Source organism: Streptomyces sp. NPDC088794 (genome assembly GCF_044750545.1).
GTDB lineage: Bacteria > Actinomycetota > Actinomycetes > Streptomycetales > Streptomycetaceae > Streptomyces.
In genome coordinates, this window is record NZ_JBIVKB010000021.1 from 12,258 (window position 1) to 38,845 (window position 26,588).

Here is a 26,588-nt window from a genome sequence, read left to right on the forward strand (position 1 = left end):
AGTGGGCGGCCGAACTCTACAACATGTAGTAGGTAGACTCGTACAAGTTGTAGTAGCTCCGCCGGTAGAGTGGGATGCCGAGCGGGAAAGCAGGTGAACGATGCGCGACGGGACGAGCGGCGAAAGCGGCGGCGCGAACGGCAGAAGGGCGCGCGGGGAGCTGGAGGGTGGTGTTCTCGCCGCCCTGTGGGCCGCGCATGAGCCGTTGACCGCACGACAGGTCCAGGAACGGCTGCCGGGGGACCTCGCCTACACGACCGTGCTGACGATCCTGTCCCGCCTGCACGACAAGGGCATGCTCGTACGCCACCCGGCGGGACGCGGATACGCCTACACACCCGTCCGGGACGAGGCGTCCGACACCGCCGTACGCATGCACAGCCTGCTGGAGCGCGGCTCGGACCGAGAAGCGGTGCTCACCCGCTTCGTCAACGAACTGTCCGCAGCCGACGAGCAGTTGCTGCACCGCCTGCTGGGCGAGCAGGACGCCGGGCGCGACGACGACGGGCAATGAGCCAGTGACGATCAGTGTCTACATCCCGCTTCTGGTCACGGTGGTCCTCGCCGTGTTCGCCCCTCGGGCGGCCCTGCGGTCGGCACCGCGGCCCGCGGCCTGGTCCCTGGTGTGTGCCGCGGTCGTGACGGCGACCGGCTGGCTCGGCTCGCTGGCCCTGCTGGCGTTCAGCGGGTTCGCGCAGATCCCGGAGGTCGCGGAGGAGGGGCACTGGTCGGTGGCCGCGCTTCGCACCCAGGACCCGGTCTCGCTGGCCGTCGCGGCCGGCAGCGCCCTGACGCTGGCGGCGGGGCTGGTGTCGCTGGGGGTGGCCGCCGTGCGCCAGGGCCGCCATCTGCTGTGGGCCCGGCGGGAATGCGGCAGGGTGTCCGCGGACACCGAACTGGTGGTGCTCGACGACGACACCCCGCAGGCGTTCGCGCTCCCCGGTGCCCCCGGAAGGATCGTGGTGTCCCGGGGGATGCTGCGCTGTCTCGGTGACGCGGAGCGGGCGGCTCTGCTGGCGCACGAGCGGGCTCATCTCCGCGACCGCCACCACCTTTTCCAGACCGTGTGGCGGCTCACGGCGGCCCTCAACCCGCTGCTGCGACCGCTGGCCGAGGCGGGCGGATTCGTACTGGAACGATGGGCCGACGAGGAGGCCGCGGCCCGGATCGGCAGCCGGAAGGTCGTCGCACACGCCGTCGGGCGCGCGGCACTCGCCTCCGCCGGCGCGTCCCGCCCCGCTGCCCTGGCCGCGACCGGCGGCGCCGTGCCCCAGCGGGTGCGGGCCCTGCTGGCCCCGCCTCCCCGGCGCCGCCCCCTGCCTCTCGTGGCCGGTGCCCTCCTGCTCACCCTGTGCTGCGCGAGCCTGGCCAACGCCGCGTCGGACAGCGAGGGCCTGGTCGACAGCGCGGAGCAGGCCCAGTGCGCCGAGGACGCCGGGGCGCCGGACGCGGCGTGGGCGGTTCACCCTCCCCAGCGGTCGGACGCCTGCTGCCACCACGGCGAAGCGGGCGGACGCGGCAGGTAGTCGCGTAGTACCGCGGTACCACGTGCGCGGGGCGGTTCAGCCTCCCGGTACCACGGGATCGGGGTGATCCGGCTCCTAGCGTTGCCGGTGCGGCGTCGGAGGTGACGGGCGCCGGAGCCCGACAGAGAGAACGCGAATGATCGACGCACAACAGCTGACCAAGAGGTACGGCGAGAAGACGGCCGTCGACGGGCTGGACTTCGTCGTGAAGCCCGGCACGGTGACCGGCTTCCTGGGGCCCAACGGCGCGGGCAAGTCCACGACCATGCGCATGATCGTCGGCCTCGACACCCCGACCAGCGGCTCCGTCACCGTGAACGGCCGTCCCTACGCTCGCCACCAGTCACCGCTCCAGGAGGTCGGTGCCCTTCTGGAGGCGAAGTCGATCCACCCGGGCCGCTCGGCGTACAACCACCTCCGGGCTCTCGCACTGACCCACGGCATTCCGCGCCGCCGCGTCGACGAGGTCATCGGCCTCGCAGGGCTGGACAGCGTGGCGAAGAAGCGGGCCGGCTCCTTCTCGCTCGGGATGGGCCAACGGCTGGGCATCGCGGCGGCGTTGCTGGGTGATCCGCAGACGGTGATGCTCGACGAGCCGGTCAACGGGCTGGACCCGGAGGGTGTGCTCTGGATCCGCAATCTGCTCAAAGGCCTCGCGGACGAGGGGCGGACGGTGTTCGTGTCCTCGCACCTGATGAGTGAGATGGCGCTGGTGGCGGACCATCTGATCATCGTGGGCCGCGGGCGGCTGCTGGCCGACACCACCGTGGCGGACCTGATCCGCGAGGCGGGCGGCGGCACGGTGAAGGTGACGACGCAGGATCCGGCGAGGCTGCGGGACGTACTGGCGGGGCCGGGCGTCGAGGTCACGGGCCGGGTCGGCTCCGAGGAGCTGCAGGTGACCGGGCTGACCGCCCGGGAGATCGGGCTGAAGGCGGCCGAACATGGGATCGCGCTGTTCGAGCTGAGTGCGCGAACCGTATCGCTGGAGGAGGCCTTCATGGACCTGACCAGGGATGCCGTGGAGTACCACGGCTCCTCGACCGGGGTCGACACCCTTGGGAGGACCGCGTGAGCACCCTCACCACGACCGCAGAAGAACCCCGCACCGCCCCCGCCCGCCCCGTGCACCAGGTGACCGGACGGCGCGTGCTCGCCTCCGAATGGGCCAAACTGTGGTCCCTGCGCTCGACCTGGATCACCCTGGGCGTCGGCCTGCTCTTCCTGGTGGCGTTCGGCGTGATCGCCGCGAGCCGGTACAAGTCGGGGATCGACTCGGGGCACCTCGACGGGGACTTCGCCGATGCGACGGCCGTGAGCCTGTCCCTCTTCGGTACGAACTTCGCCCAGCTGGCCCTGGGAGTGCTCGGCGTGCTGGTCGCGGCGGGGGAGTACTCGACCGGCATGATCCGTTCCACGCTCGCGGCGGTACCCCGAAGGTTGCCCGTGCTGTGGTCCAAGGCGGCCGTGTTCGGGCTGGTCGCGCTGGTGGTGGGGACGCTCGGCGCGTTCCTCGCCTTCCTGATGGGCGGCGGAATCGTCTCGGGCACGCCCGCGGCCATGAGCCTCTCGCACGCGGGCGTCCTGCGGAGCCTGCTGGGCGCCGGGCTCTACCTCGGTCTGGTCGGCGTGATCGGCGTCGCCCTGGGCGCATTGCTGCGGTCGGTGGCCGGCGGGATCTCGGTGCTGGTGGCCGCCCTGATGCTGATCCCTGGACTGATCTCCCTGCTGCCGAGCTCCTGGCGGGACGACATCAGCCCCTACCTGCCGTCCAACGCGGGAGAGGCGATGTTCGCCCTCACCCACGACTCCACGACGCTGTCCCCGGGCGCAGGGCTGCTGGTCTTCCTGGGCTGGGCGGCACTGGCGCTGGCGGGCGCCGCCTATCGGCTGGCACGCAGCGACGCGTGACCGACCACACCATGGCAGCGTGACCTCCGTGACCACCGATGACATCAGCGGGATGGGACCGCTGGTCGCCCGTCTGTCCCGGGGTGGCCAGCGGTTGCGGCAGGCCGACCGGGCATATCCCTGGGTGCTGGACACCGGGGTCGTGGTCCTGGCCTTCCTGATGTTCTGCCTGCCGGACCTGTTCCACGGCGGCTTCGACGACGACGGCGACGGTCCCGGCCGGTTCCGGCTCGACTTCACCCAGCTGCCCGTCATGGGAATGGTGGCGCTGCAGACCGGCCTGGTACTGCCCCTGTTGTGGCGGCGACGCAGACCCCTCGCGGCGTTCGCCGCCATCGCCGCGGTGTTCGTCCTCCAGTGGTCGCTGGGCGCCGCGCTGCGCGCGGACGTCGCCCTCTTCGTCGCCCTGTACAGCCTGGCCCTGCACGGACGGCTGCGGCAGCTGCCGTGGGCCTGCGCGGCCATGGCGGGCGCGATGGTGCTGGTCGCCGTACGCGTCTCATCGGCGGTATCGGTCTGGGACGCGCTGTTCTTCCTGTTGAGCACCGCGACCGCGGCACTCGCCCTCGGCCTGATGGTTCGTATCCGACGGGCCCAGCTCGCCGGACTGCGGGACCGGGCGGCCCGGTTGGAGATCGAGCGTGACCAGCGCAGCAGGCTGGCCACGGCCACCGAACGCACCCGGGTCGCCCGCGAGATGCACGACATCGTGGGCCACAACCTGTCCGTCATCATCACCCTCGCCGACGCCGGCTCCTACGCCACCGACATCGCTCCCGAACGGGGAAAGGAGGCCCTGAGGCTCATCGGTGACACAGGACGGCAGGCCCTCGGCGAACTGCGCCGTGTGCTCGGTGTGCTGCGCGACGCAGCCGACGGACCGCGAAGCGGGCCCGAGCTCAGCCCGCAGCCCGGGCTCGTGGACATCGACGCACTGTGCAACACGGTGCGTGCCGCCGGACTGGAGGTCGTCTACCGGACCTCGGGCGACACGGACGCCCTGGATGGCGGCGTACAACTGACGGTGTACCGCATCGTCCAGGAAGCCCTCACCAACACCCTCAAGCACGCCGATGCGGACACGAGCGTCCGGCTGGCGATCCTCGTCGAGGAGAGCCGGCTGAGCATCCGGGTCAAGGACACCGGCCCGGCCACATCGCCCGGACCGCCGAACGAGGAAGGACACGGCCTGGTGGGAATGCGGGAACGGGCGGCGTTGTACGGCGGCACTGTCAGCGCGGGGCCGACGGGCGGCGGAGGATGGAGCGTCGAAGCCGTCCTCGACCTGACGCCACAAGGCGGTGACCGATGACGACCGTGCTCATCGTGGACGACCAGGCGCTGCAGCGCTACGGCTTCCACATCCTCCTCGACTCCGTCACCGAGACCGACGTCGTCGGCGAGGCCGCCCACGGTGCCGAGGCGGTCCGCATGGCCGCCGAACTGCGCCCGGACGTCGTGCTGATGGACATCCGCATGCCTGGCATGGACGGCATCGAGGCCACTCGCCGGATCGTCGCCTCCGGCGGCCGATCGCGTGTCCTGGTGCTGACGACCTTCGATCTCGACGAGTACGTCCATGCCGCCCTGCGGGCCGGCGCCAGCGGGTTCCTCCTCAAGGACGCGCGCCCCGAGGAGCTCCTCGCCGGCATCCGCGCCGTCGCCTCCGGTGACGCGGTCATCGCGCCCGCCCTCACCCGCCGCATCCTGGACGAGTTCGCCCGCTACGTCCCCGCTCACCGCGACGACTCCGCCGAGGACCCGATGCTCGGTTCCCTCACCGACCGCGAGCGCGAGATCCTCGTCGCGGTCGGCAAAGGCTGGACCAACGGGGAGATCGCCGCCCGGTTCGTCCTGTCCGAGTCCACGGTCAAGACCCACGTCGGCCGCGTCCTGGCCAAGATCGGAGCCCGCGACCGCATCCAGGCCGTGATCTTCGCCTACGACCACGGCCTCGCCCGGCCCAACGCGGACTGAACCGGCGAACAGCGGCCCGGAAGGCCGGGCAGCCGCCTTGGCCTCAGAGCTCCAGGCGGTAGCCGTGCCCCCGTAGGGTGGTGATACGGGGCAGCCGGGCGGAACCGCCCGCGGCCTCGGTGAGACGGCGGCGCAGACCGGCCATGGTCACGTCCAGGGTCTTGGTGGAACCGAACCAGTTCTCGTCCCAGACCTCCGCCATCAGGGTCTCCCGTGACACGGCCGCACCCGCGTTCAGGGCCAGGACTGCGAGCAGATCGAACTCCTTGGGACGCAGCTCGATGTCCTCGTCATGGAATGTGCAGCGGCGGGCCGTGACGTCGAGGACGAGGTCGGCCAGTTGGACGGGTTCTCGCGGCGGTGTTTCCACGACGCGGCGGCGCAGGTGGGCGCGGAGCCGGGCGAGCAGCACCGTCAGGCTGAACGGTTTGACGAGATAGTCGTCGGCCCCGGCGTCCAGCCCGGCGATGACGTCGATGTCGTCCGTGCGGGCGGTGAGGATGACGATCAGCAGGTCCGGATGGTGGGCCCGCACGGTGCGGGCGACGTCCAGACCGTCCATGTCGGGCAGCCCGAGGTCGAGCAGCAGGACGTCGTACCGGGACCGGGCGGCCTCGCTCAGAGCGGCGGTACCCGTTCGACTCCAGGTCGGCGCGTAGCCGTTGCCGCGCAGACCGGACTCCAGATGGCGGCCGATGGTGTCGTCGTCCTCGACGACGAGGACGCGGTGACGGCTTCGGTCGGAGGGGGCAGGCGGCGTGCGCATGGAGGACAGCGTAGGAGCGGGCGAGACACTCGGCCCGTCCGCTCCCGGCCGCTCACAGGTCACGCAACTCCTCCACCGCGGGTCGGCCGGCGCCGCGGATGCCGTTCAGCGCGGCGGCCAGTACGGCGACGACGGCCGCGCCTGCGGTCATGCCCAGGTAGCCACCTGGCACGGACAGGCTCGCGGGCGGCGGATCGAAGACTCCCGTCAGAACCTTCACCAGCATCTCGGACAGCGCCCACCCGATGAGCGCGCCCCCGGCCAGTCCACCGGCGATCAGCAGCAGCGCCTCGGTGAGGACCATGCCCCTCAACTGACCGCTTTTCGCGCCGAGCACGGTGGCGACGGCGAAGGTACGGCGGCGCTCCGCGAGCCCCAGGGCAAGCACGAGTCCTCCCGCCCCGGCGGCCAGCAGCACCGCGAAGGCCAGCTCGATTCGGGTCAGCCCGGCCAGGTCGACGGAGGTCAGACTCGTGCCGACCGTGCCGCGTGTCTGCGTGATGTCGGTGACCGTGGCGTCGGTGCCGAGGTGCTTGCGCAGCTGCGCGGCTATCTGCTGCTGGTGGCTTCCTCCCGTGTCGAGCAGGAAGGCGCCGACCGTATCGCTGGCGGTCGTCTTTGCCACGTAGGAGGCGTTGGCGACGAAGAAGCTGTCCTTCGGCGCGGTCGGGAACTCCTTGGCGATCCCCGCGTAGTGGAAGGGCACCGTGCGCAGGGCCTTGGTACGGGCGTCCTGGACACGGAGGTTGACCGTGTCGCCGGGGGAGAGCTGGAAGTCGTGCACGGTCTCCGCACTGACCAGCAGGTTGTCGGGACGCTGGGCAAGCTGTCGCATCAGCTGGCGTGCCGTGCCGCCCGTGAAGTACGCGTCGAGGAGCGAGGTCGCCTTCGCGACGGTGGCGGGCCGGACGCCGTAGAGGTCCTGGAGGTCGGAGCCGACGTAGGCGTAGCGGTGCTGGAGGGGCTCGACGTGCCGGACGCCGGAGACCTTCAGTTCGCCCGCGGCGCTCGGCGGGACTCGGGCGCCGGGCGGTTCGGTGACGGTGACGTCCGCGCCGTTGGTGAGGCGGGCGTCGACCTCGGCCTGCTGCCGGTAAGTGGAGTTGAAGACCGCCGTGGAGATCGCGAACGACACGGCCAGGGCGAGCAACACCACTGAGCGGGCCAGCGGACGCCGACGACGGGACAGCACGGACGCCGTGGTCCCGGCGAGGGCTGCTGTCAGCGGACGGGCGAGGCGGACCAGCGCCGGGCGGCCATGGGCGAGGGCCAGCAAGGTCAGACGCCACAGCAACAGGGCGGCGCCCAGCCACAGCAGAGCAGGGCCGAGGAAAGCCCAGTACGACACGGAGACGCTGGGTACCCCCTCCGGGGCGAGGACCAGGGCGTACTGGTTGCCCGAGGAGGCACGGAAGACCAGCCACGACCCGACCAGCAGTGCGAAGTCCACGCCGCACCGAATCCACCAGGGCGAACGCGACACGTTCGGCTCCCTTCGGACGTCCGCGACGGTCACCGTGCGCAAGTCCCGCAGAGCGGGCACAAGTACGGCACCGGCGGCCACGGCCAGGCCGAGGAAGAAGGCGATGGCGTACCAGGTCACCCAGGCGCCCACGTTCGTGCCGAAGGAGCCGGCGCCGAAGGCGAGGCGCCCGCTCAGCGCGGCCAGAGCGAGCCCCGCGAGGCCCCCGCCGACCCCCACCAGCGCGGCCTCCAGGCCCGCGAGCGTGGTGATCTGACGGGGCCGTAGTCCGCGCAGCCGCAACAGGCCCTGCTCACGGCGGCGCCGCTCACCGCCGGCCGAGGCGACCGCCGCGGTCAGCGTCGCGGCGAGGACGGCACCGGGGACACCGAGGAAGAGGAAGAGGATCTGGGTGTAGAGGGCGTCCTGGCGGGCGGAGTCGAGCGCTGCGCCGAGATTGTTCCCGACGAGCGCGCTGCCGGCCGACTTGGCCTCCACATGACGGGCGGCGCCGGTCACCAAGGTGAAGGCGGCGGCCGGATCGGACAGCAGCCTCGCGTCGCGGGCCACATGGATCTGCGTGGTGATGCCGGTGGCTCCCCGGGTGAGGGCCGCGAACCGCGCGGCGGGCAGCAGGACGACATTGTCCGGAGGAGCGCTCGGCTGGGACTGGGTGGGCGCGCCGACCTTCTGGAACAGGGAGTCGGCCTGGGGCAGGTCGACCACGCCGTCCACCCGCACCTGTCGCTGTCCGGCGCCGGGCAGGCGTATACCGATGGTGTCGCCGGGGGCCGCGTGCAGGTTGGACGCGGTCTGCTGGGCGAGCAGGACGCCGGTGGCCGAGCCGGAGAGGGTACGCAGTTCGTCGGGGAACCGGCTGCGGTAGCCGGCCGGGAGGCCGAGTGCCACGCCCGCACCGGTGGTCTGGGTGCTGCCCTGCCCGGTGGCGGTGAAGCCGGTGGTACGGGCGAAGTCCACGGGCAGCGCGGTCTTGGTGCCTGGCGCTGCGCTCACCAGGGACAGCACGGCGTTCGGGTCGGCGCCCGGCTGTACCTCGACCTGCCAGTCCACCGCGACCGAGCGGACCGCCCGCTGGGTCATGGTCGCCTTGGACGCGGTGAGAAAGGAGCCGAGCGCGGCGACCAGGGCGACTGCGAGGGCGATCCCGGCGGCGGCCGCGAGGAGCCGTCCGGTGCGGTGGCGGGCCAGCCCGCTCACCCAAGCGGTGATCATGGCAGCTCCTTCGGTGCGGTCGGTACATCTTGGTGATCGGGCGGATTCTCGGTATCCGGCGGGAGCAGTCGGCCGTCGCGCATGATCCGGTGAGTGGTGAGCCGGGCGGCGACGGCCGGATCGTGGGTGGTGACGACGAGGGCCGCGCCCGTCCGGTCGGCTGCCGCCAGCAGGGCGTCCAGAACGCGGGCGCCGGTGGCGTGGTCGAGGCGGCCGGTGGGCTCGTCGGCGAGGATCAGCCGCGGCGCCTGCGCGAGAACCCGGGCCACCGCCACCCGTTGGGCCTGACCGCCGGAGATCTCGTCGGGCAGTCGGTCGGCCAGTCCAGCCACACCGACCACGTCGAGCGCCTCGGCCACCAAGCCGCGTGTCTCCTCCTCCGGGCATCCCGCGAGGACGAGTGGGAGCGCGGTGTTCTCCGTGACGTCGAGAGCCGGGATGAGGCTGTCGGCCTGGAAGACCAGGCCGACGTCCCGCGACCCGTCCAGCCCGGGCCGGACGATCGTGCCGCCGGTGGGGCGTTCGAGAAAGGCCAACAAATGCAGCAGGGACGACTTCCCCGACCCGGACGGGCCGACGACCGCGAGCCGGTCCCCGGAGCGGACATCCAGGTCGGCGCCGTGCACGGCCACCACGGCCGTGGGTCCCCGGCCGAAGGCGAGCGCGACACCCCGGCAGGAGACGAGCAGGTCATCGGAGGACATGACCACGCTCCTTCGCACCAGAGGTGCCCAGGTGTTCTTCATGGGCCCGCCCGTCGTCCAGCGCGACCACGCGGTCGGCGCCCCGCACGGCCTCCGCGCTGTGCGTCACGATCAGCACCGCGCAACCATCCGCCGCCCGGTCCCGCAGCATCTGCAGCACCAACTGCTCGGTGCCACCGTCGAGTTCGCCGGTCGGCTCGTCGGCCAGCAGCACGTCCGGGGAATTGGCCAGGGCCACGGCGAGCCCGGCGCGCGCCAGCTCGCCGCCGGACAACTGCCGGGCCAGGGCGCCCATCCGCCGCTCCAGCCCCACCTGCTCCAGCAGCGCTTCGGCGGTCACGGCCGGACGGCCGCGCACCGCATGCTGGGCGAGCCGGATGTTGTCGCGCACGGTCAGATGCGGCAGCAGGTTGCGGGACTGAAGGAGCACGCCCACGTGCCGGGCGCGCAGCCGGGCGCGTTCGGTCTCAGGCCGGTGGCTGAGCCGCACGCCCGCCACCCGGACTTCACCGCCCGACGGCTCGTCGAGACCCGCCAGGCATGCGAGCAAGGTCGACTTGCCCGCCCCCGAGGGTCCGACGACGGCGACTGTCTCGCCCCGCCGGACCCGCAGCGACACCCCGCGCAACGCGAGCGTCTCCTCCTCGCCGGTCCGGTAGAAGCGGTACAGCTCCCGGGCGGCCAGCTTTACGTCGTCGTACGAGGTCCCGGCAGACATCGCACTCACCGCCACGCGAACGAGTCGCTGACGGCCCGCCACGGGTCGACGTTGTCGGCGCCCACCGGGCCGGACAGGGTCACGTCCACCTCGTGGCCCTGCCGGTGGAAGGCGTACCGCTCGAACGCGTCCCGCACCACCTTGCCGGTGACCGGGTCCGTGGCCGAGTCGCCCTGGTAGGTGAGAAGGACGACGGAGCCCGCGCGACGCTCGACCTGCGAGACCTTCGGCGACGAGAACTTGATTGTCTGCGCCTGCAGTTGTGGGACGACGGTGTTCGTGACTGAGGCGGCGGTCGGGGCGGTGACGGCGGTGGCCGTCGTTATCGTGACGCTGTTCAGCTTGTCCGTGAACACGGTCGTACGGCCCTTGTCGGTACGCGCCCATCCCTCCGGCACCTTCACCGTGAACCCGGTGAAGCCACCGGTGGGCCGGTAGGCCACGTACACCTGGTTGTCGGGGATGTCGCCGGGAGGGTTCGACTCGGTGGGGGCCGGGTTTCCGCCCGCCGAGGCCGTCGAACCCGAGCCGGAGGCTGTCCCTGACGACGATCCGGAGCACCCCGCGATCACCGCGGCGATCACCGTCACTACGACGACGCCGGCGGACTTGCGTGCGTACGACATGCCTACTGCCCTTCCGAGGAACTGCCGAGGAGATGCCTTGCGGTCATGCGACCGACGCTAGGAAGCCGTCGGTTAACGCCCCGCACGCCGACGGTTAGACGACGGCAAAGGCGCGCGGCGGAGGGCCTTCTGGCCGGTCGGAGGCCCGCAAGATGGGGACATGAGACAGCGTGTGGTGCGAGTCGCCCTCACCGCGGCACTGGTCGCCGTCGTCCTCCTGGCAGTCCCCCTGGCGCTGGCGATCAGGGCGTCCCTGTACTCCGACCAGCGCGACACCCTGGAGCGGGCAGCCCTCTCCGGCGCCGTACGCGTCAGCCCGGACTACGTGACCGGCGACCCCGTGGAACTGCCCGCGCCACCGACCGGCGGACACCTCGGCCTCTACGACCCCGCACTGCACCTGCGAGCCGGCACCGGCCCCCGCACGGGAGACACAGCCGTGCGACGAGCGCTGGCCGCGGAGGTGGTGCGCGGGCGATCGGGCGGTGACCTGGTCGTCGCCGTGCCCGTCTCGCACGACGAGCGCGTGATCGGTGTCGTACGGGCCGCGTCGCCGGCATCCGCCGTACGCGACCGCATCCTTCTCGCCTGGACGGTCCTTGGCGGAGTCTGCGCCCTCGCGCTGACCGTGGCCGTCCTCGTCGCCCGCCGACAGGCGCGGGTGCTGGCCGCGCCGCTGGAGGACCTCTCCCGGCACTGTCGGGACGTCACTGCCGGCGACCTCAGCGCTCGGGCCGCGCCCAGCAGCGTGGCCGAGATCGATCAGGTCGCACGCACTCACAACGAGATGCTGCACAGCCTGACCGAACTCCTCCGCCACGAAAGGGACTTCACCGCGAACGCCTCCCACCAGCTGCGCACCCCGCTGACCGGGCTGCAGTTGGGCCTGGAAGCAGGGCTCGCCCAGGACGACGACACACGGTTGCGGCCCGCTCTGGAGGAGGCCCTGGCCACCACACGTCGGCTGTACGGCACGGTGGAGGAGGTGCTGCGCCTGTCCCGCTCCCAGGGCCTCCCGCGCCGGCCCGTACCGGACACGGCGGTGCTGTGGTTGCTGCGGGAGACCGAGGAGCGCTGGCACGGATTGTTCGCCCGCGAGGGCAGGCGCCTGGAGTGCGGAACCCTTGAGGTGGCGGAGGATATCTGTGTTCCCGGCGCTCCCGTCACCGAGATTCTCGGTGTGCTGCTCGACAACGCGCGCGTTCATGGGTACGGCACTGTCCGCCTCAGAGCGCGTGATCTGGGCGACGCCGTCGCCTTCGACGTCATCGACGAGGGCGCCATGGAGGGTGCGGCAGACCAACTGTTCGACCGTGGTCCGGCAGGTGAGGGACCGGGTTCTGGCATCGGGCTGTTCCTGGCTCGTGACCTGGCCGTCTCCCTGGGCGGCAGGCTCTCCCTCACCGGCCGTCGTCCGGTTGTGTTCACCCTGCTGGTTCCCGTACGGCAGGAGGAGGCGGCGCCGGAGGGCGGCGGGTGACGACGCGGCTCGCTGCGGTCTTCTGCAGCAGGCCGTAGGCGAGGACCGGCAGGAGCAGGTGCGGTTTGTCGGGCAGGGACGTGGTGATCAGTACGGCGCTCGCGCTGCTGTTGTTCATGCCGCAGGCGAGAGTCAACGACGAGGTGGGTCCCGACTCCAGTCGCAGGAGGCGGGCGGCGGTCAGGCCGAGCGCGAAGGTGAGCAGACATCCGAGCGCCGCCACGGCCAAGGCGGCGGCGAACAGCAGTGGGCGGGGTCGGCTGAGTACCGAGCCGAGGGCGCCGCTGGCGTTGACGTAGGTCAGCAGCAGAGAGCCCACTACGGACAGTGGCGTCACCGTCAGCCGAAGGCGGCGCAGCCGACGCGCGGGCAGAGCGAGCGCTCCCGCGAGGCCCGCGGCGCAGGGCAGGACCACGCTGGTCAGGCCGAATCCGCCCTGGGCCAGGCGGCCGGTGGCGACGAGGGTGTGTGCGTAGCCGCCGCTGAGCAGGGGCGCGAGGGTCCGCAGGAGAAGCGGGGTGGTGAGGGGGCTGAGGAGGGTGGAGGCGAGGACGAGGCCCACTGTCGTCGGCTGGTCGCCGTCGCCCTTGTCCGTCCACACGGTGGCCCCTGCGGCCACGGGCATCGCCACGGTCAGGATCAGCGCCGTGAGCAGTCCGCTGCCGCCGTCGTTGTCGGGCGTGCACCGCAACAGGAAGGCGACGAACGGCACGACCGTCAACGGGATTACGAGGTGCAGCACGATCCCGGCGAGCAGCGCCTTCGGGCGTCGCAGCAGGCGGCCCAGTGCGCGGGCGGGAACCTGGAGCCCGGCCGAGAACAGCACCAGGGACAGCAGCAGCGGTGCGGTGTGCAGTGTCAGGTGTGTGGGTGGAAGGAGATGGGGGCGGCGGAGCCACAGACCTGGTTGGGGCAGGAGCACCGCCAGGGCGTAGGACAGGATCACGGCGCGGCCGAGGCGCTGCCGCAGCCAGGACGCGGTACGGGAGTGCATGAGGCCATCGTGATCAGGCCGGACCCGGCCGGGTGGGGAACGCCGCGCGGCAGTCAGGAAGCGTTCAGGCAACCGCTGGCAGCGTCACACCCCATGACCCATGAACTCTCCGATACACCAGAGGCCGAAGCGAGCAGGAGTGCCGCGGCCCGCCCTTCCCACCGTCTGCACTGGAACAAGGTCCCGGAGGTCACCGCCTACTTCTGGATCATCAAGGTCCTGTGCACAACCGTCGGCGAGACCGCGGCCGACCTCCTCAACGAGAAGGCCGGACTCGGTCTGACGGGCGTGTCCGTGCTCATGAGCGCACTGCTTGCCGTCGTCCTGGTCGTGCAGTTCCGTACGACCGCCTACCGCGCGGGTGTCTACTGGCTCGCCGTCGCCCTGATCAGCGTGGTCGGCACCCTCATCAGCGACAACCTCACCGACAACATGGGCGTGCCGCTGGAGACAAGCACCACGGTGTTCGCCCTCCTCCTCGCGGTCGTGTTCGTCGTCTGGTACCGGCGCGAGCGGACCCTGTCGATCCACAGCATCGACACCACGAGCCGCGAGGCCTTCTACTGGCTGGCGGTCCTGTTCACCTTCGCCCTCGGCACGGCGGCCGGCGACTTGGTCTCCGAGCGCATGAACCTCGGCTACTGGCTCTCGGCGGTCTTGTTCGCCCTGGCCATCGCCGCCGTCGCGCTCGCCCACTTCACGCTGGGGCTGGATGCGGTGTGGAGCTTCTGGATCGCCTACATCCTCACCCGCCCGCTCGGCGCTTCCATCGGCGACTACCTGTCCCAGCCGACCGGGGACGGGGGAGTAGGCCTGGGCACCGTTGTCACCAGCGCGCTGTTCCTCGCGGTCATCCTCGGCCTGGTCGTCCATCTGGCGGTGACCCGCAAGGACGTCGCGAGCGCGGCGCGGCAGGGAACCTGAGCCGTCTCGCGAAGCGGCGGCCGGGCAGGCGGTCGGGGACTGCCTGCCTGACGGGTGCTGCAGGTGCGCCCCCCTCGTTCGGATAGCCACGGTCCTCGTTGAAGCCAGGTCAGCGGGGAACCACGCCTTGTGCCTCGCCTACTTCGTGGTGGAGGTGCATCGCGGCAGCCAGGGTCGCGCCCGCTGACACGAGAACGGCAAGTGCCACGACAAGCGCGAGGAATCGGGGTAGTCGGCCGGAGACAGCCGACGGTTTGAGGAGGGTGGCCACGCGTCGCGAGACGGGACCCGTCGTCGCTCCGAGGGTCAAGTAGGGCCGCGGGGTGGGTCCCGCATCGTGACTGGCCAGCGCGGCTCTGGCGACGGCTACGGCGACCAGCTTGCGGTCCCCGACAGCTGCGGCTTCGTCGGCCGCGAGCTCCGCTGCGAGACGGATATCCGAACGCAGCCTGCGCAGAGCAGGGTGACAGTGGGCCGCGATCTCGGCGGCCACAAGGAAGTAGTAGTGCCTCTGGGCATTGTGGGCACGCGCGTGGGCGAACAGGGCTTCCCTCTCCGTGGCTCCGAGGCTGCGCAGCATGCCCGCGGTCACGACGATGCGGTGCGGGCGGCCTGGCAGCGCGTACGCGTCGGGCCTGGGTGAGTCCACGACGCACAGGTCACCCACGACGGGAAGTTGTGCCACCTGTTGGTGCGCGGTCCGAAGAGTGCGGATGTGTCGCACAGCGGAATGGACGAACTTCAGTCCACCGATGGCGAGAGCGCTGGCGGCCAGAACTGCCATGCCGCCCGCTACTTGGGCCGACGGAGTGCACAGATGGGTGCCGGGGTGAGCGCGGAGCGCGGATACCACGACCACTGCGGTGCGCTCAGTCACCGCGCGCAGTCAACCTTGGATGGTGTTGCGCAGTGCTTGCCGGTCCTAGAAGCCGTCCCAGCCGGACATCCCCTGGAGCGTGGGGGAGTCGTCGAAGAAAAAGAAGAAAGGGGCAGTGGCCGCAGAACGGCGAGTGCCCCTTTAAGTCTGCTGCCAATGTAGCACGGACTTTCCTAGATGAGCAGGGCACGGTGTGGTGATCGGCTAGTGTGCTGCGATGGCATCGCCCCCTGCTTCGGAGCCCTACGCCCGGCGCGTGTTAGCCCGGATGGCGGACTACTTCACTGACGAAGGCACACCGTGGGCGCGTCGGCTGTGGGACATAGGGTCCGTGCTGGCTCTGGAGGAATTGTGGGAGGCGGGGTACTGGCAAGCCCACGGGGTGCTGTCACAGACCGCCTGTGACTGGCAGCGTAATGAGCTCAACGCCTTGATCGGTCCCGATCGAGGCCTTGGTGACAGGGAGCTACGCAAGGAGCTCACCGAGCTGCTGAAAAAGTCGCTGCCGGATCCGAGCCCCGCCCGCCGCCGACTCAAGGAGATCACCGGCCACGTGCGGGCCGGCTACCTGGAACGCTGGGCAGCTGCCGTGAATGTTCCCGTCGAGGAGCGCGTCAAGCCGGAGCGCTACTCCCGCACCGTCGCCTCTCACCTCCTGGACCTGGGATACAGCGCCAGCCACTTGAAGGCATGGGGGAATGATCTTTACCAGGCGCGTGCAACCACGGCAGACATCGCAGACAGCGCCGCAGAACTCGCCAGGACCCCGGCCAGCATGTTCGAGGTGCTGGTGGTGCTCGAGAAGGTGCCCAGGCGGGAGCTGGCAGAGCCGCTGGAGAACTGGCTGGGCAAGGGCAAGGTCGTGAGCTGGCTGCGAGAGCACGGCCACGACACATCGGGTGTTCGCCCCGGAGGCGGGTTCATCTACCAGGTACGGGTCCGCGACCCCTTCAGCGCCGCCGAGCAGGCACGGCAGCTGGTGGAGCGTATGACCGCACGCGCCCAGTTCCTGCGCAGGGACCGGGGCGGTGTGGAGCCTCTCCCGTATATCTGGGTCGCGGGTCACGCGAAGCCTGTCCCGCTCGAACCCCCGGCCCGTGGCGCGGATGTCCTGACGCTGGTCAACGAGGGACATCTCTACCGAATCGCAAGTCAGCGCAGCCGGATCGACGATGCGCTGGAGCTCGCGGCCGCCGTCAACCGTGGTCCGATGGCTCCGGCTGTCGCCGGGGCCTGGGCCGCTGTGGAATCGCTGCTTTCGCATCCGGATGATCCCAAGGAGAACGAGCGCTCGGGCAAAGCGGTGGCAGCCGACCGGATGGCGGCCATCATCGCCTGCTCTTGGCCCCGCGCCGAGCTCACCGCCCTGGCACACCGACACAGGCCCCGGGAAGCTGATGACCTCACCCGTGCAATCGCGGCCTGCACGACGAATCAGGAACGCGCCAGGCTGGTCGCCGAGGCATTGCGCACCACAGGAGCCGGGACACTGGACTTCACCCGGACGCCCACCAAATACTCCGACAATCCCGCTGCCCAGCGCATGGCCGACCTTGTCCAAGACCCTCGACCAGTTCTGAACGACGTCGCGGGAGCCTTTCGGATCGCGCTGCGGCGCTTGTACCGCACGCGGAACATCATCCTGCACGGCGGTGCCACCCAGGGCGTGGCGCTGGAGGCGTCGCTTCGCACTGCTGCGCCGCTGGTAGGCGCAGGACTGGACCGCATCGTGCACGCCGCGTACGCCGAGGACCTCTCCCCTCTGGACCTTGCTGCCCGGGCCGAGATCGCCCTGCAGCTTGTCAACGGCGAAACCGGACTCTCCGTGGTCGATCTCCTGGAGCCCGTCTGAACACACCTGATCGTGCAGCTTAAAGGGGACGTGGGCAGGCCGGACGGTGAGAGAAGCGGCCGCCTCTGCGGAGGCCCATACTCGGCACCGACTTACAGCGTGGACTACGACCTTCTGGCACCCCATCTGACCGTGGAGCGACGCTGGCTCACCGAGCATCGCCCGCTTTCGCGTGCCGCGGACGGGCAGGGCGGCACCTAACAGATACAGGCGTGTTCCTCGCTCCGTGCCTCAGCAGGGAACGGGCCCTCCTAGGACCTTCCTGGCTCATCGGGCAGATTAGGCACGCCCCGGACCGCCCAGCCCGTCGAGCGTGAAGTCCACATCCACGACATCCTTGGCGGCCCGCACCCCGGAGGGCAGCGATACGTCCCAGGCCCACTAGCGGGCATTCAGGCGTCGGTCGGGCCTTTGAGGATCCGGTCGAGCCCTGCGCGCAGAACCTCCTGGGGGTCCGACGGGCCGGTATGCACCCGCATGCCGACGTGTCCGTCGGGGCGGACGAGCACAGCTCCCGAGGGGGCGATGCCGTAGACGGATTCGAAGGAAGTGCCGGCAGCCGCTGTCATGCGCTGACTGATCACAACGCAACGCAGACCTAGCGCGTTGGCGGCAGTGCTCCAGGCTTGCCCGGCATGTCCGGCGAGCACCAGGAAGTCGCCGTCGTTGAGGTCGATGGTGGACCGGGGCGTACCCGCTGGGTAGTCGATCCACAGATGTGGTGCACGGGCTCCGGGATGCCCTGTGGGGCGGTAGTCGCTGACGGTGGAGCGCGGCGGCAAGGTACCGTCGCCGATAACCGCCGTGGACTCGTATATGAAGCCGAACTGCTGTCCCTGTGAACGGAACTGTTCGTGCTGGGCGGGCACGCTGTCCGCGATGCGTCGACGCACCGGTTCTCCCTCCGGCAGCTCGATCGTGGCGAGTTCGCTCGGGTCTGACCCCATGAACCCGGTGGACTTGAGCCGCTCGGTGTTGAGCAGGCACTGGTCGATGTTGTATTCGGCGACCGGCTTGCGTTCCTGCTCATAGGTGTCCAGCAGGGATTCGTTGGCGACACCGTGGAGAACCCGCACAAGCTTCCAGGTCAGATTGGCCGTGTCCTGGATCCCGCTGTTCATGCCGAACCCGCCGTGAGGCGGGAAGCGGTGTGCGGCGTCGCCGGCGAGGAACACGCGTCCGGACCTCCAGGAGTCCGCGACTGCCGATTCGTGCTGCCACCGCAGAATGCTGATCACCTCGATGTCCGCTGCGGCGGCACCCGAGGCCTCGCGGAGACGGGCCACGCACAAGGACTCGTCGTATGCGCTGTCGGGGAGCTGCGGATCACGTCCGAAATTGAAGATCCACTTGTCTTCCTTTCCTATGCGGGCGAAGGAGCCGACGATGTCGGCGTTGATGACCCAGGACAAGGCGTACGGACTGGTCTCGGTGAGCTGAGTGAGCCTTTGGCTGCGGAAGTAGACGCCGACGGACTCGCCGAAGACGGGATTGGTGGATTCCGTGATGTCCAGGGCGTCGCGCGTGGCGCTGCGTACGCCGTCGGCGGCGATGACATAGCGCGCGCGAACGGTCTGGGTGAGGTGTTCGCTGGTGACGGCGACCGTCACGCCGTCATCATCCTGGTCCAGGACCGTGGCCGTGGTGCCCAAGGAGAAGCGCCCGCCCGCACGAAGCAGGGCCTGAAGAAGGATCGGCTCCACATCGTCCTGGGGCGTGAAACAGCCGGCCTCCGGGCTGGCCTCGGCAGATTCCGCGCGCTCTCCAGGGTCGTCATCGAACATCACGTGCCCGAGGTGTATACCGCCGATGAGGCGGGTCGTCCAACTGAAGCCCTCGCCACGGTGCGGAGGAAGGGCAGCTGCGAGAACGTCATCGGCGATGCCCCACTGACGGAACAGCTCGACCGTCCGCGCGTGGATACCACCTGCCTTGGGGTGCCTGGACAGCGTTGTACGACGCTCAACGCACCAGGCGTTGACTCCCTGTTTGGTCAGTTGCAGAGCGGCACTCAGACCCACCGGCCCGCCACCGATGATCAAGACGTCACAGTGCTGCAGGTTACTCATGGCGATCCTTCGGCGTAGGGCGGTGGGCAGGGGAAGTGCAAGCGCGTCAACAGCCCCGAGATCCAGGGTATGGATCCATGTGAGCTGTTCATCGAGATGGGAAGGGGATCGCTTCACCATTCATCAGGCATAACGGTTAACCCTCCAGGGTGGGCTGTCAAGATTCGTGAATCAATGGATCCACGCAGCTTCGCAAGTGAACAACCGGTCGTCGCTGGGGATGCGGGAGTATGTGGCGTGGGAGGGCACAGTTGCCCGCAGGTGCCGGGCGCGCTTGCGCTGCCGGCCTGGGACTTTGCCCAGGACGCCCCGACGCGAGGTACGCGGACTGGCCCTGTGCCGGCTCAGGCGCGCGTGCCGCTGAAGGGCAGCTGAGAAGGCTGGGTGATGCCGGAGAAGACGAGATCGGTGAGCGTCTCGACTGCGGCCGTGCCCCCGTCGGCGGGCACGCCTGCCTGGAGTTGGCTGTAGCAGAAGGACTCGAGCATGCAGACGATTGCCTGGGCTGTGAGGCGGATACGGGGGCAGGGGCCGCGGTTCTGTTGGAGGTGCTCCGACCACATGGCGACGTGGTGTTCACGCAATCGCGCCCATGTGTCCGCGAACTGATCGTTGGCCTGGGCTGCCTGGAAGATGCCGATCATGGCTGGGAAATGGGCAGAGCAGTTGTCCCAGTACGCCTGGACGTGAGCGCGGATATCGGCGCGCGTGTCCAGACGGTGTGTGGCGCCCAAGGCGGCGTGCGAACGTTGCTGATGGGCTTGGAGGAAGTCCTCGGCCAGGGAGCGCATGAGGTCGTCTTTGTCCGTGAAGTACCGGTAGAACGAGCCGGCCGACTTGCCTGCCTCTGTCGTGATGTCTGTGATCTTCATTTGCGCGTAGCCCAGTTGGAGAATGAGCTTTTTGGCTGCCTCCTTGAGATCCGTCTCGGTGCGCTGCGACTTCGGTGTCTGCGCCATGTTCGCTCCCTTGTTAGGGCTTCGGCGCCCTGCAGTGTCTGCTGGAACCCTGTGTCGGTCAGGCATGGAGGAACGACGCCAGAAGGTGGTTCACCAGCTCGGGGCGTGTGGCGAAGAGGAAGTGATCGGCTCCGGGCACCTCGCTCAGGCGGGCATGGGGAATCCTGTTCCGCATGTACAGGGAGACCCCGGAGGGCACCTCCTGGCCGAGTGTGCTGGTGATCAGCAGAGTCGGGGCCTTGATGTCGGGCAGCAGGTGGCGGTCGTCATCGAGGGAGATGTTGTTGAAGAAGCCGAGCAGGGTGTCCACGCCGGCGTTGTAGCTCATGTCCTGCCACTGTTCGCGGAGTTCGGCACCTCGCTCGGCCTCGACATCGGTGAGCACGACCGCCGGGTCGATCACCATGTCGGTCAGATCCTCGATGCCGTTTTCGGCTGCGTTGGTGAACAGCGCGATGCTCTCTTCGTCGAACCCGTAGGGCCAGTCGTCGCTCCGGCGGAATTTGGGTGATCCGTTCAGGACGGCGAGCTTGCCGACCAGGGCCGGGTGCTGGGCGGCGAGCCGCAGGGCGACGTGCCCGGCTGAGGCGAATCCGACGACCAGTGGGTTGTCCAGTCCCAGATGCTCGATGAGGGCCGCCAGGTCGTCCACGTAGAGGCTGGTGATGCTGTCGCAGTCGGCGGGCAGCTTGTCGGATGCCCCGTAGCCGCGCAGGTCGAGGAAGACGTTTCGCGCTCGGCTGTCGAAGAACGACTGTTGTGCGGACCAACTGCGGGAGTCCAGAGGCAGACCGTGCACCCAGACGATCGTGTGCGGGCCGGAGCCGGACTCGTAATAGGCGATACGGCCGCCTTGCACGTCGAGGTATCGGGCTTGGTCGAGGAGGAGGGCGGACACCGGTGGCGCTCCTGAGGAGAGAAGGGCGGGGAGGGGTTGCGGAAGGGATGAGAGGCCTCAGGCCTCACAGGTTGGTGGGGTAGGTCAGTCCGTCGAGGCCGGGGACGAGCACCCTGCTGGGGTCGTTGTCGTTTTCCACGAGCTGGCTGACGGCGTAGTCGGTGACGCATCCGGAGAGCAGTTGGCGCGGGTCCTCCAAGACCATGCGCAGGCGCGTGGTCATGGCGCGCCAGTCCTTGTGGTCGTGGATGGTGGGCATTTCGCTGATCTCGGTGACGGACGGGTCGTCGACATCGGGAGCGAGGAGATGATCTGGGGCGTAACGCGGAAGCCCAGCGAACATCAGGTCGCCGAGTTCCACGGTGGCTCGGAGGTTGGTCCACAGCTGCCGCAACGGCTGTTCGAGGGAGACGACCTCGGACAGATCACCGTCGGTGGGGGTGGCGAACTGCCGGGCGTGTGGGGCCAGGTACATGCGCTCCATCGGGAGTTTGTACCGGGAGGCCCCGCGGATGACCGTGGCAACGCTGGAGGTGTTCCAGGTGACGCCGGCGGTCGGTCGACCCTGCTTGCCGGCGATGATCACCATCACCCGGTTCCAGTCGACTTTCCTGGTGTCGAACCACTTCATCATGCGGTGGGCTGTGTCCATGGCGGTCAGGAAGAACGTCGCGATCATCATTTTGTTGATCGACGTGGGGGAGTTGTCGTCGCCCCCGTTGAGGTAGTCATCACGCAAGGTCCGAGGTGTGAGGTAGGAGCTGTCCTTGAGTGCGGTGCGCAGATAGCGGGCGGTCATCGCGAAGCTGTAGTCGGCCATGTCGGCGATGGCATGCTCACGCCCTCGGAAGGCCTCGACCGCGATGGTGCCGCGCCACAGCTCAGGACTGTTGGCTTCCCGCCCGCGGTCGACCTGGTCCAACAGGCGCCGCGCCTCGCTCCGCCACGACTCGTCCCCGTAGGTGTGGTGGAGCTGGACCAGGCTGGCAACGGCCGGGCCGAGGTGGGAAATGCCGGCGAGTTCCTTGAAGCCACGTGTGGAGAGGCGGAAGCCTTCTACCGTCGGGGGCTCTCCATTACCGGGATAGAGCGCGAAGTCGGCAGAGGTGGCCACCAGCAGTGGGTCCTCCTTCGTGGTGCGCGATGCCGTATGCGTCAGGTGGGAACCGATGCTGTTCGGTGACGCGGTGTAGGTGGTGAAGAGGTCGACGAGTTCCGGGCTTTCGGATGCGGTCATGAGCAGGCTCCATCGCGGCCGGTCGGGAGGGGACGTGCGCTGGTGGGAATGTCAGTGGGTGAAGCGGTACAGGACTGTGCGGGCCGCGAACCGGGCGTCGGGCGAGAGGGCGTTGGACACAGCGATGAGGATTCCTTGGTCGTCGTGGACGACCGCGGCGTCCGTACCGCCAGTGGTGGCGAACTCCTCGACGACCTCCAGGCGGTTCTCGCGCCACTGGTAGAGCTGGGAGTTGAGCGCTGTAGTGGGGCTGGTCTGCGGGCCGAGAATGAAGTTGACGCACACGACGAAGAGGGCGTCGCCATCGTGGACGACCGCGAACTCGCGTGTGCCGGGCTGCTCCAGCAGTTGGTGTGTGACGAAGCGTTCACCGTCCCACCGCATGACCTGCGATTCACCGAGGAGACGAGCCACCAGCAGGTAGGTCACGCCATCCCGCTCGAAGTGAGCGAAGGCCCGCCCGTGATCGGCGGCCAGGTTCTGGTACGCCTGGAATCGCTGACCCGTCCACCGGTACAGGACGGAGGCCTGCACATGATCGGCATGAGCCAGGAACTGGTGCCCGTCGACGGCGAAGGCGTGCCAGTTGTAGGCCCACTTGGAGTCGATGTCCTGGAAGTGCGTGAACGAGGAGCCGTCCCAGCGGTAGATCACGGACGGTCGGTTCTCGTCCTCGTGCCCGGGCACTGTCACGCCCTGGGCGAGAGCCAGGAAATGCTGCCCGTCGATCTCAAAGTGCTTCCACTGTTTGGCGGCGAAGCCCTCGAACTTCTGGAACGACTCGAAGGTCCTTCCGTTCCACTCGAAGACCTGTGAGTCGATGGTGAACTGGTAGGGGCCGGAGCCGCGGCGGATGCTGGCAATGGCGAGGAAGGCGCGGTCACCGATACGGAAGAACTCGGCGTCCTCTCCGCCGGGGGCGGGGACCGTCTGCCATGGCACGTAGCCGGCGCCCTTCCGCTCCAGCAGCAGCGTGACGGTGTCGCTGTCGCCGCCGTTCATGTTGGCGTCCGTCCCCGGAACGTCGTACGCCAATTGCGGGACCGCAAGGATGTGCCGGTCACCAAGGTCGAACGGCTCGACCGCCCGGGCACCGGACGTGGGGATGGACGCGACTTCGGTCAGATGGGTGGGCATGTCGTCTCCCTGTGGCCCTGCGCGGTCGGTGGTCTGGCGACGGCCGGTCCGCTGCGGAGAGTGCGGATGGCGAGATGAACGGGCCCGGGCACCATCGACCGGATTCACGGTGCCGCAATGCGGCCAGGTCATGGGCCACGACAGCGACGTGTCGCGTGGCCTGTCCTCCGGGCGGCGGTGGTCATACCGTCCCGATAAATGAATCTGAATCCATATTCACAAAAGTGGCCGTGAGAGTCAAACCGGAGAGAGGCGACCCCTCACGACCGGTCGGGCGGGCAGCCGACCTTCATCGCCCACCGCTTGCGGGCAGGGTGGGTGATGGGCAACGGCGGGGACCCGGTCAGATGATCGGGCGCAGGAACCGACGCTCGTAGCGCCTGATGCAGCCGGTTCGCCGGGCCAGTTCGAAGGCTTCCTGGCACTCCGGGTCCTTGCTGCTGGCGATGCGGTACGTCTCGTACTCGGCCAGGCTCGGGAAGGAGAAGACCGCGTAGGCGACGTCGCTGTCGCCCTCGCTGGGGAGGAAGTAGCCGTGATGGGTACCGCCGAAGCGGTTGACGAGGGCGATCCATCGGCGCCCGTACTCTTCGAAATCGGCTACTCGCTCGGGCTCGATCTCGTAGCGGATGTGCACGCTGATCATTTTCGCTCCGGTGCTCGGGGAAACGCGGCCCGAGTGCGGTTGCTCGGGGCGGCGGATGGCGTGGGTACCTGCCTCTACGCCACGAACAGGTCGGGGATCAAGGGTGTCGCGGGGTGCAGCCGGTAGTGATCGAAGTCCTGGACACCCTCTTCCGCCAGCACCTCGTCGTCGAGATAGAAGTTCCCCGTGCACCGCTTGCTCGCGCGGCTGAGGATGGCGTGCGCGGCGTCGGCCATGATGTCGGCGGAGCGGCACCCCTCGGGGTCGACGGCAAGCATGCTGCTGGCAGCTGTTTGGATCATGTACCGAGGCCACAGGGCATTCACTGCGATGCCCTTGGAGCGGAACTCATGGGCCATGCCCAACACGCACATGCTCATTCCGTACTTGGACATGGTGTAGGCGCAGTGGTCGGCGAACCACTGCTGGTTGAGCTGGAGCGGCGGGGACAGGGTCAGTATGTGAGGGTTGGCGGCCCTCGCGAGGTGAGGGAGGGTGGCCTGTGACGCGGCGTACGTCCCCCGGACATTGATGTCGAACATCAAGTCGAAGCGCTTCATGGGTGTGTTGGCGGTGTCCGCGAGAAATAGCGCACTGGCGTTGTTGACGAGTATGTCGATGCCGTCGAAGGCGCGGACGGTCTCCTTCACCGCCTCGGCCAGTTGCTCCTCGTCGCGGATGTCCACGGCGAGCGGCAGTGCTTCTCCGCCGGCGTCCCTGATCTCTGCGGCCACCGAGTGGATCGTCCCCGGCAGCTTCGGATGGGGTTCGGCTGTCTTCGCGGCGATCGCGATCCGCGCTCCGTCGGCCGCGGCGCGCAGGGCGATGGCTCGCCCGATGCCCCGGCTGCCTCCCGTGATGAAAAGGGTCTTGTCCCTGAGCGAGGTCATTGCGGTTCCTTGGATCTGAGGGCTGAGGGCTGAGGGGGCAGGGCGGCTGAGCTTCAGACTGCGCCGTACCCATGGACGAGCCGCTCCTTGAGTACGAACTTCTGGATCTTTCCGGAAGCGGTCTGAGGGAACTCCGCGACGAACTCCCACACTTGCGGCACCTTGAACGACGCCAGGTGTTCCCGGCAGTACGCCGACAGCGCCCGGGCGTCCGCGGAGGCGTTCGGGCGCAGGCAGATGAAGGCGGCGACGACCTCGCCCCATTCCTCGTCGGGCAGTCCTACGACGCATGCGCCGGAGACGTCCGGGTGGGCGAACAACACGTCCTCGATCTCGCGGGGGTAGATGTTCTCGCCCCCACGGATGATCATGTCTTTCAGACGCCCCTGGATCCGGAGGTATCCGTGGGAGTCGAGGGACCCCAGATCGCCGGTGTGGAGCCAGCCCTCCGAGTCGAGTGCGGCGGCCGTGGCTTCGGGATCGTCGTTGTACCCCTGCATCACGCAGACACTGCGGGTACAGACCTCGCCGACCTCGTCCAGCGGCAGCGTGCTGCCGTCGACGGGATGCGCGATCTTCACCTCGATCTGCGGCATGGGCCTGCCCACCGTCTCCCACCACTGCGGGTGAGGATCGTCGGGCCGGGTGTGGGTGATGTAGGGCGAGGTCTCCGTCTGTCCGAAGCCGATCCCTACCCGCACGCTGAGCTCCCGCTCGGCACGGCGCACCAGCTCCGGCGGTACGGGTGCGCCGCCCAGGGTCGCGAGCCGCCAGGAGGACACGTCGCGTGGACTCGACGCCTGCTCATCGAGCATGCGGATGAGCATGGTGGGCACGCTGAGCAGAACTGTGCCGTGTTCGGCGGCGAACAGGTCGAGCATGACACCGGCGTCGAAGCCGGCCGGCAGCACGTGGGTGCCACCGGTCTGCAGAGCTCCCAGGGTGACCAGACCGCACCCTGCGGTGTGGAAGAGCGGCATGGGGTTGATCCACACGTCGTCGGACCTGGCGCCGATCGCGTGCGCGTAGAGGCGTCCGTTGTTGGCCAGCCCCCGATGGGTCAGAAGCGCACCTTTCGGGAATCCGGTCGTGCCGGACGTGTACTGGATCTGCGCCGTGTCTCCGGGCCGAACGTAGGGCAACGGACCGTCCTGCGCACCGCTCCGGACGAAGCTGTGCCACTCGCCGAGCGAGATCACTTCACAGGGCCACGGCAACTCCTTGCACGCGGCGGCAGCGGCGTGCAACAGGTCGCGAGAACGGTGCTCAGGCTGTACGACGATGCCACGCGCTTTTGACTGACGCAGGACGTATTCGAGCTCTGAGCTGCGGTAAGCGGGATTCACCGTCACGAGAGTGAGGCCGGCGAGCGCGGCTCCGAATTCCAGTAGGACCCACTCGGGGCAGTTGGCCGCCCAGACGGCGAGACGGTCACCGGGCGAGAAGCGTGTGAGCAGAGCGTGCGCCACCCGCTTGGCGTCCCTCTCAAGGCCCTCGAACGTCCAGCGGCGGCCGTCCTGGTGCGCGGCCCCGTCGACCAGGGCGGTGCGTCGGGCCCAGTGGGCCGCCGCGAGGCTCAGGGCCCGCCCGATGGTGTGGTCGAGTACCTCGACGGACTGGTCGGCGGGCCAGTACGACGAGGTGATCGGTTGGTGACTGTCATCGAAGCTCATGACATCTCCGTCGCTGCCAAGACCCGTGA

General features: G+C 69.1%; 24 protein-coding genes. 9 read left to right on the plus strand and 15 right to left on the minus strand.

Features of this window, described 5'->3' with window-relative positions:
• Positions 1–100: 100 nt before the first annotated feature.
• From ACIP6U_RS42030 to ACIP6U_RS42055, 6 genes are all read left to right on the plus strand, one after another.
• Positions 101–514 (plus strand): BlaI/MecI/CopY family transcriptional regulator, encoded by a 414-nt coding sequence (locus tag ACIP6U_RS42030; RefSeq protein WP_401728133.1) that lies wholly within the window; start codon positions 101–103, stop codon positions 512–514.
• Positions 515–518: 4 nt separating this feature from the next.
• Entirely contained in the window at positions 519–1,526 is a 1,008-nt protein-coding gene (locus ACIP6U_RS42035; protein ID WP_401728135.1) for a M48 family metalloprotease, read from the plus strand.
• A gap of 136 nt (positions 1,527–1,662) precedes the next feature.
• Positions 1,663–2,601, plus strand: coding sequence for an ATP-binding cassette domain-containing protein (locus ACIP6U_RS42040; RefSeq protein WP_401728137.1), 939 nt, complete (start codon positions 1,663–1,665; stop codon positions 2,599–2,601).
• The gene (locus ACIP6U_RS42045; protein ID WP_401728139.1) at positions 2,598–3,437 is read left to right on the plus strand and encodes an ABC transporter permease; all 840 of its coding nucleotides are present in this window, start codon (positions 2,598–2,600) and stop codon (positions 3,435–3,437) included. Before ACIP6U_RS42040 ends, ACIP6U_RS42045 begins: the two co-directional genes overlap by 4 nt.
• Before the next feature lie 28 nt (positions 3,438–3,465).
• The gene (locus ACIP6U_RS42050; protein ID WP_401728141.1) at positions 3,466–4,749 is read left to right on the plus strand and encodes a sensor histidine kinase; all 1,284 of its coding nucleotides are present in this window, start codon (positions 3,466–3,468) and stop codon (positions 4,747–4,749) included.
• Complete coding sequence (locus ACIP6U_RS42055) at positions 4,746–5,414, plus strand: response regulator (RefSeq protein WP_401728143.1); 669 nt, start codon at positions 4,746–4,748, stop codon at positions 5,412–5,414. The genes ACIP6U_RS42050 and ACIP6U_RS42055 overlap by 4 nt, the downstream gene beginning before the upstream one ends.
• A 43-nt stretch (positions 5,415–5,457) precedes the next feature.
• Here the strand turns inward: ACIP6U_RS42055 and ACIP6U_RS42060 are convergent, their stop codons facing one another.
• The 5 genes from ACIP6U_RS42060 to ACIP6U_RS42080 are packed head-to-tail and all read right to left on the minus strand — an operon-like array spanning position 5,458 to position 10,923.
• Positions 5,458–6,180, minus strand: coding sequence for a response regulator transcription factor (locus ACIP6U_RS42060; RefSeq protein ID WP_401728145.1), 723 nt, complete (start codon positions 6,178–6,180; stop codon positions 5,458–5,460).
• A 52-nt stretch (positions 6,181–6,232) separates the two neighbouring features.
• Positions 6,233–8,875, minus strand: a complete 2,643-nt coding sequence (locus tag ACIP6U_RS42065) for an FtsX-like permease family protein (RefSeq protein WP_401728147.1) — start codon at positions 8,873–8,875, stop codon at positions 6,233–6,235.
• The gene (locus ACIP6U_RS42070) at positions 8,872–9,579 is read right to left on the minus strand and encodes an ABC transporter ATP-binding protein (RefSeq protein ID WP_401728149.1); all 708 of its coding nucleotides are present in this window, start codon (positions 9,577–9,579) and stop codon (positions 8,872–8,874) included. The genes ACIP6U_RS42065 and ACIP6U_RS42070 overlap by 4 nt, the downstream gene beginning before the upstream one ends.
• The gene (locus tag ACIP6U_RS42075; RefSeq protein ID WP_401728150.1) at positions 9,566–10,297 is read right to left on the minus strand and encodes an ABC transporter ATP-binding protein; all 732 of its coding nucleotides are present in this window, start codon (positions 10,295–10,297) and stop codon (positions 9,566–9,568) included. Before ACIP6U_RS42075 ends, ACIP6U_RS42070 begins: the two co-directional genes overlap by 14 nt.
• A 5-nt stretch (positions 10,298–10,302) precedes the next feature.
• The gene (locus tag ACIP6U_RS42080) at positions 10,303–10,923 is read right to left on the minus strand and encodes a hypothetical protein (protein WP_401728151.1); all 621 of its coding nucleotides are present in this window, start codon (positions 10,921–10,923) and stop codon (positions 10,303–10,305) included.
• Positions 10,924–11,083: 160 nt separating this feature from the next.
• On the opposite strand from ACIP6U_RS42080, the gene ACIP6U_RS42085 reads away from it, so the two are divergent.
• Entirely contained in the window at positions 11,084–12,403 is a 1,320-nt protein-coding gene (locus tag ACIP6U_RS42085; protein WP_401728152.1) for a histidine kinase dimerization/phospho-acceptor domain-containing protein, read from the plus strand.
• Here ACIP6U_RS42085 and ACIP6U_RS42090 read toward each other — a convergent pair.
• Positions 12,348–13,397, minus strand: a complete 1,050-nt coding sequence (locus tag ACIP6U_RS42090; protein WP_401728154.1) for a bile acid:sodium symporter — start codon at positions 13,395–13,397, stop codon at positions 12,348–12,350. The genes ACIP6U_RS42085 and ACIP6U_RS42090 overlap by 56 nt on opposite strands.
• A 93-nt stretch (positions 13,398–13,490) precedes the next feature.
• Here ACIP6U_RS42090 and ACIP6U_RS42095 point away from each other — a divergent pair, with 93 nt between their 5' ends.
• On the plus strand, positions 13,491–14,321 hold the full coding sequence (locus ACIP6U_RS42095) for a hypothetical protein (RefSeq protein WP_401728155.1): 831 nt from the start codon (positions 13,491–13,493) through the stop codon (positions 14,319–14,321).
• A gap of 109 nt (positions 14,322–14,430) precedes the next feature.
• Here ACIP6U_RS42095 and ACIP6U_RS42100 read toward each other — a convergent pair whose 3' ends face one another.
• Positions 14,431–15,105 carry a M48 family metalloprotease gene (locus ACIP6U_RS42100; protein ID WP_401728157.1) on the minus strand — a complete coding sequence of 225 codons (675 nt, stop codon included), beginning with the start codon at positions 15,103–15,105 and terminating at the stop codon, positions 14,431–14,433.
• A gap of 361 nt (positions 15,106–15,466) precedes the next feature.
• On the opposite strand from ACIP6U_RS42100, the gene ACIP6U_RS42105 reads away from it, so the two are divergent.
• Positions 15,467–17,050 carry an integrase gene (locus ACIP6U_RS42105; RefSeq protein ID WP_401728158.1) on the plus strand — a complete coding sequence of 528 codons (1,584 nt, stop codon included), beginning with the start codon at positions 15,467–15,469 and terminating at the stop codon, positions 17,048–17,050.
• Positions 17,051–17,442: 392 nt separating this feature from the next.
• Here the strand turns inward: ACIP6U_RS42105 and ACIP6U_RS42110 are convergent, their stop codons facing one another.
• The 8 genes from ACIP6U_RS42110 to ACIP6U_RS42145 form a co-directional block, all read right to left on the minus strand.
• A complete protein-coding gene (locus ACIP6U_RS42110; RefSeq protein ID WP_401728159.1) occupies positions 17,443–19,119 on the minus strand; it encodes an FAD-dependent oxidoreductase in 1,677 nt (558 codons plus the stop codon).
• Between the two features lie 344 nt (positions 19,120–19,463).
• Positions 19,464–20,078, minus strand: a complete 615-nt coding sequence (locus tag ACIP6U_RS42115) for a TetR/AcrR family transcriptional regulator (protein WP_401728160.1) — start codon at positions 20,076–20,078, stop codon at positions 19,464–19,466.
• A gap of 58 nt (positions 20,079–20,136) precedes the next feature.
• Positions 20,137–20,976: an alpha/beta fold hydrolase gene (locus ACIP6U_RS42120; RefSeq protein WP_401728162.1), complete on the minus strand. Its 840-nt coding sequence runs from the start codon at positions 20,974–20,976 to the stop codon at positions 20,137–20,139.
• A gap of 64 nt (positions 20,977–21,040) precedes the next feature.
• Complete coding sequence (locus tag ACIP6U_RS42125) at positions 21,041–22,213, minus strand: DUF5624 domain-containing protein (protein WP_401728163.1); 1,173 nt, start codon at positions 22,211–22,213, stop codon at positions 21,041–21,043.
• Between the two features lie 51 nt (positions 22,214–22,264).
• Positions 22,265–23,350, minus strand: coding sequence for a hypothetical protein (locus tag ACIP6U_RS42130; RefSeq protein ID WP_401728165.1), 1,086 nt, complete (start codon positions 23,348–23,350; stop codon positions 22,265–22,267).
• A gap of 343 nt (positions 23,351–23,693) precedes the next feature.
• Entirely contained in the window at positions 23,694–23,996 is a 303-nt protein-coding gene (locus ACIP6U_RS42135; RefSeq protein WP_401728166.1) for an NIPSNAP family protein, read from the minus strand.
• 74 nt (positions 23,997–24,070) lie between these two features.
• Positions 24,071–24,886: an SDR family oxidoreductase gene (locus ACIP6U_RS42140; protein ID WP_401728167.1), complete on the minus strand. Its 816-nt coding sequence runs from the start codon at positions 24,884–24,886 to the stop codon at positions 24,071–24,073.
• A 53-nt stretch (positions 24,887–24,939) separates the two neighbouring features.
• A complete protein-coding gene (locus tag ACIP6U_RS42145; protein ID WP_401728168.1) occupies positions 24,940–26,559 on the minus strand; it encodes an AMP-binding protein in 1,620 nt (539 codons plus the stop codon).
• Positions 26,560–26,588: the final 29 nt, after the last annotated feature.